This is a genomic window from Flavobacterium sp. SOK18b, assembly GCF_014156605.1.
GTDB lineage: Bacteria > Bacteroidota > Bacteroidia > Flavobacteriales > Flavobacteriaceae > Flavobacterium > Flavobacterium tiangeerense.
The window spans coordinates 1-3942 of the sequence record NZ_QKNZ01000162.1; the positions used below are offsets into that span (position 1 = coordinate 1).

Below are 3942 nucleotides of genomic sequence, written 5' to 3' on the forward strand. Positions count from 1 at the left end.
TTCTGGGCTTTTATTTTTAAATTTAATTTTGGGTTGTATTTTATTTTGAACATTATAATCCTTAAAAAAAGAAAAATCATTTTGTAAAACTTCATCTGAATAAGCCTCTATATAAAATTCAAACTCCTCTTCTGATAAAATTTTAAGAATACTATTGTCTTTACTAAATTCTTCACCTGATTTAGTAATCATCCATTTATTCGATATAAAATCTAAGTATCCTCTCTCTCGAAGAAAATAAAGTTCTCTTAAAATAAAATCGTCTTTGTCTAATCCTAAAAAATGTATTAGTTCACTCTCCGTATTTATTCCGGATTTTATTGCTTTAATAAAAATTGCATACACCTGTTGAATTGATTCTTCAGGTGATTTATTGACCATTGCATTGATCACTACTTTTCTATAGGGATATGCAATCGGAATGATTTCATTAATACGGTAATTACTTGGACATTGGTCTTCAAGTTTTTTATATATTTCTTTTATATCCATTAGAAAATTTGTTCAATATTAGTAACTATCCATTCTTTTTTAATTTCTTTTAAATACCTTTTTAATGCAGGTATTTCTCCTTTGAGATGAGGTGATTCCGCAGACAATAACCAATTGTAATTCCCAATAATTATCAACAGTTTTTTTTGCCGAGAAAGTGCCACATTAATACGATTAGCATTTGCCAGAAAACCTAATGTGTTTTGGCGACTTCTCACTAAATCAAAAATTATAATATCTTTTTCTAAACCTTGAAATTTATCGACTACTGATAGTGTTACATTTTCTGATTTAAGATTTTTACATTTTCTGTAATCAAAATTTTTAGAAAGCACACTTTTTATTTCATTTACTTGAGCTGAATATCCTGTAATAATTCCGACTGAGTATTTTTTAACCAGTGGATGATGGTCTAAGCGTTTTAAAATTTCTGGAATTAATTTTGCGCTTTCTTTATTTTTAGATGAACCAGTACCATTAGTTTCGCTTTTGTAATCATTACCTGTATCGATAAAAATGATGGAACTGTTTACTTTTAAGTCAAAATTATGCTCTTTTTCAATTGGTCTTTTGGCTGGTAAAATTGGCTCGTCACCATATGGTTCATAAAAACATTTAGAAGTTAATATAACTTGATCGTGTGAGCTTCTTCGACATACTTCTAATTGGCTTTTAAAATCGTCATCTATGTTTGTAATAATTTGTTCAAACAAACTTGGTCTGTTGAAATAGTCATCAAAGCTATCAAACTCATCATCTTTTTTAAATGTTTCCCTTAGCCATTTTTCTACTTCTCTTGTGCCTGTTAGCATTGGTCTTAATTGTCTGTGATCACCAACTAAAATAGCTTTGTTTGCTAAAACTAATGGAATTAATGATTCGGCTGTGGTTGCTTTACCGCTTTCATCCATAATTACATAGTCAAATTCGAAATTAAATTTTGCATATTTTTTTGAAGCAATATGATTAGTAGTTGCTCCAATTACTCGAATGCTGTCAATTAACTTTTGATTTAGATGACTCTTTTCATCTAAAGAGCTTATTGTAGCTAGCCAATCTTTGTATAGATTTTGCTTAATGAAATATTCTTCAAAATTAATATTCGTTTTATTTGATAACTCCTTAATTAGTTCACATTCTGAATTTAAATATTTTTTTAGATAGCTGATTTCATTCTTGTTTGTTATCGCTTTTTTTAATTCATTTACTTTATATTCCCAACTTTTATTGTTTGATATAATTTCAATTATCAAATCTAGATTTGCATTGGATTTTCTAACCTCAGTCAAAAAACTTTCTCTAACTGGTCTCCAATTTTCTTTGGCAGTTTTTCTGATTTTTTCTTTCCAACCTTCAATTTTTCTCTCTAATGTATGTTTTGCTAAACTTGGTTTAGGTTGTCTTACGCCACTTAATCTAACAAGTGGTATGTCTTTTTCTAAAAGATTATCCAATACATTATCTACCGCATCATTAGTTTGAGACGTAATTAAAATCTTTGCATTAGGTTGTTTGTTTAAAATTTGAAATACTATTTCTGTAATTACAGTAGTTTTTCCTGTTCCTGGTGGCCCTTGAATGATGGTTAACGGTTCTCTATTTAAAGCATTAATAACCGCTTTTTGTTGGTTATCGCTATATACAAATGGATTGCCTTTATCATCTGTTTGATAAATATCTTCAAGAGTATGAATATCTAAAAACTTACTTTGTAAATCTCTCGGATTAAATAAATAGTGAATTAAATCTCTGTTTTGAACATCATTGAATTCCACTTTTTTGATAGCTTCAAGTTGGCGCTTTTTTTCTTCTTCTTGTTTGCTAATATTTTGAAATAAATAACCTTTTGAAGGAAGTGTTTCAAAAGATAAATTTTCACAATCTTTAAATTTTATGATTCTTAGTTTAGTATCAAAATTATAAGCTATACCTGAAAATTTTAGGGGCTTTTTTATTTGTTTTTTATCCGCAGTTTCACTTAAAATATATTCAAATTCTTCTGGATGTGGTGGCAACGATTGATCTATATGATCAAAGATTAATCCTTGTTTGCTATATTTCTCATTATCCTCTACTTTAAACCAAACTTCATCTTCACTTTTCTTCTCAAAATTATTGTACACCAAACGAAGTGAGTTCTTTTCGATTACTTCGAGTTCTTTTGAAATTAAATCTTTATAAAACTTTAATTCTTTGTTAGTTTCATGTTTTCCTTTGCTATAGCTACGTTCTTTATCTTTTTCTTTAAGTATTTTTTTTATTGTTGATGTTAAATTGAAGGTTGTATAAGTACGGCTATCAAACTTAACTGGTACTCCGATTTTTTGTGCATACTTCTCATCGGTTTTTTTTCTATCGTCTATGTTTTCCTTTTTGGAACTATTCCTAATAACCAACTGTTTTTCAGATACTAACCAAAGACAATGCAAGTAATAGTTTTTGGTATAAATATCAAGTAAATAGTTTTCTTTAGTACTGTTTTGAGCTTTTGGCAAAACGTTTATTTTCGGCAACTCTTTTCCATCACCTACACCATTCAGCTCTTTTATTATTTCATTAGTAAATTCGCCTGTAACATCAATACTATTGGTTTTTTCAAATGGACTACTAAACAATATTGCACTAATATCTTCTTTTAAGTTAGAATAGTTTATTCGTTGGTCTGGTGCAATTTCACAGCATCGATCAATAAGTTCTTTAATAGTTGAAAACTCTGGAAGTTTTCTTTTTTCAAAATACCATTCGATGATTTTACCAATAGAATAAATATCTGATTGGTGCGGAAATCCTTTACTGACTTTTCTATTCCATTTTTCTGGAGCAGCAAAATCTCTTGCAAAAATTTCTAATTCTTTTTCTTGACTTAAAGTAGTAGCAATATCTGCAATACCAAAATCAATTAGAAAGAAATCTTCATTTTCATCAATTAAAATATTGGCAGGATTAATATCACCATGAGTTATTCTATTGGTTTGATTAAGTTCTTTTAAACATGCTACACTATTTTCAATTCCCTTTAAAAAAACCGTTGGTTTAAGTGAATTCAATTCATTCTCTAACGTTCTTGCTTGAATGAATTGAAAAATTATACAATAGGCCTGTTCGTTTTCATCCCAATCGTATTCAATGATTTTTGCTAAGTTTTTGTGAGTAGCTTTTTTTAAGTTTCTTAGCTTATCGAACAAAATTTTGCTTGCTTGAGAGTTTTGCTCAATACCTTTGATCCATTTTGCAAAATAACTATTTTCAAATTCGTCTTGAACAACTGCCGTTATAGAATACCCTTTCTCTTCTTTTTTATGACTTATTTGGTATTTTCCTAGAATCATATGCTGGTTTGTATTTTTAGATTTTTTTATCAAAAGTGTTTCAGCTTTTAAAAAAGTCCAAAATATTAAAATTATTTGTAAGTAAAGTTGTTTTATTACAAATAAAGAAAGTATTTACAAT

At 28.4% G+C, this 3942-nt stretch carries 1 protein-coding gene and 1 pseudogene; both read right to left on the bottom strand.

Features of this window, described 5'->3' with window-relative positions:
• Positions 1 to 492: pseudogene (locus DNC80_RS15645) on the bottom strand (hypothetical protein); the annotation flags it as partial.
• The gene (locus DNC80_RS15650) at positions 492 to 3854 is read right to left on the bottom strand and encodes an AAA domain-containing protein (RefSeq protein WP_255493277.1); all 3363 of its coding nucleotides are present in this window, start codon (positions 3852 to 3854) and stop codon (positions 492 to 494) included. The gene DNC80_RS15650 and the pseudogene DNC80_RS15645, both read right to left, overlap by 1 nt.
• Between the last annotated feature and the right edge of the window lie 88 nt (positions 3855 to 3942).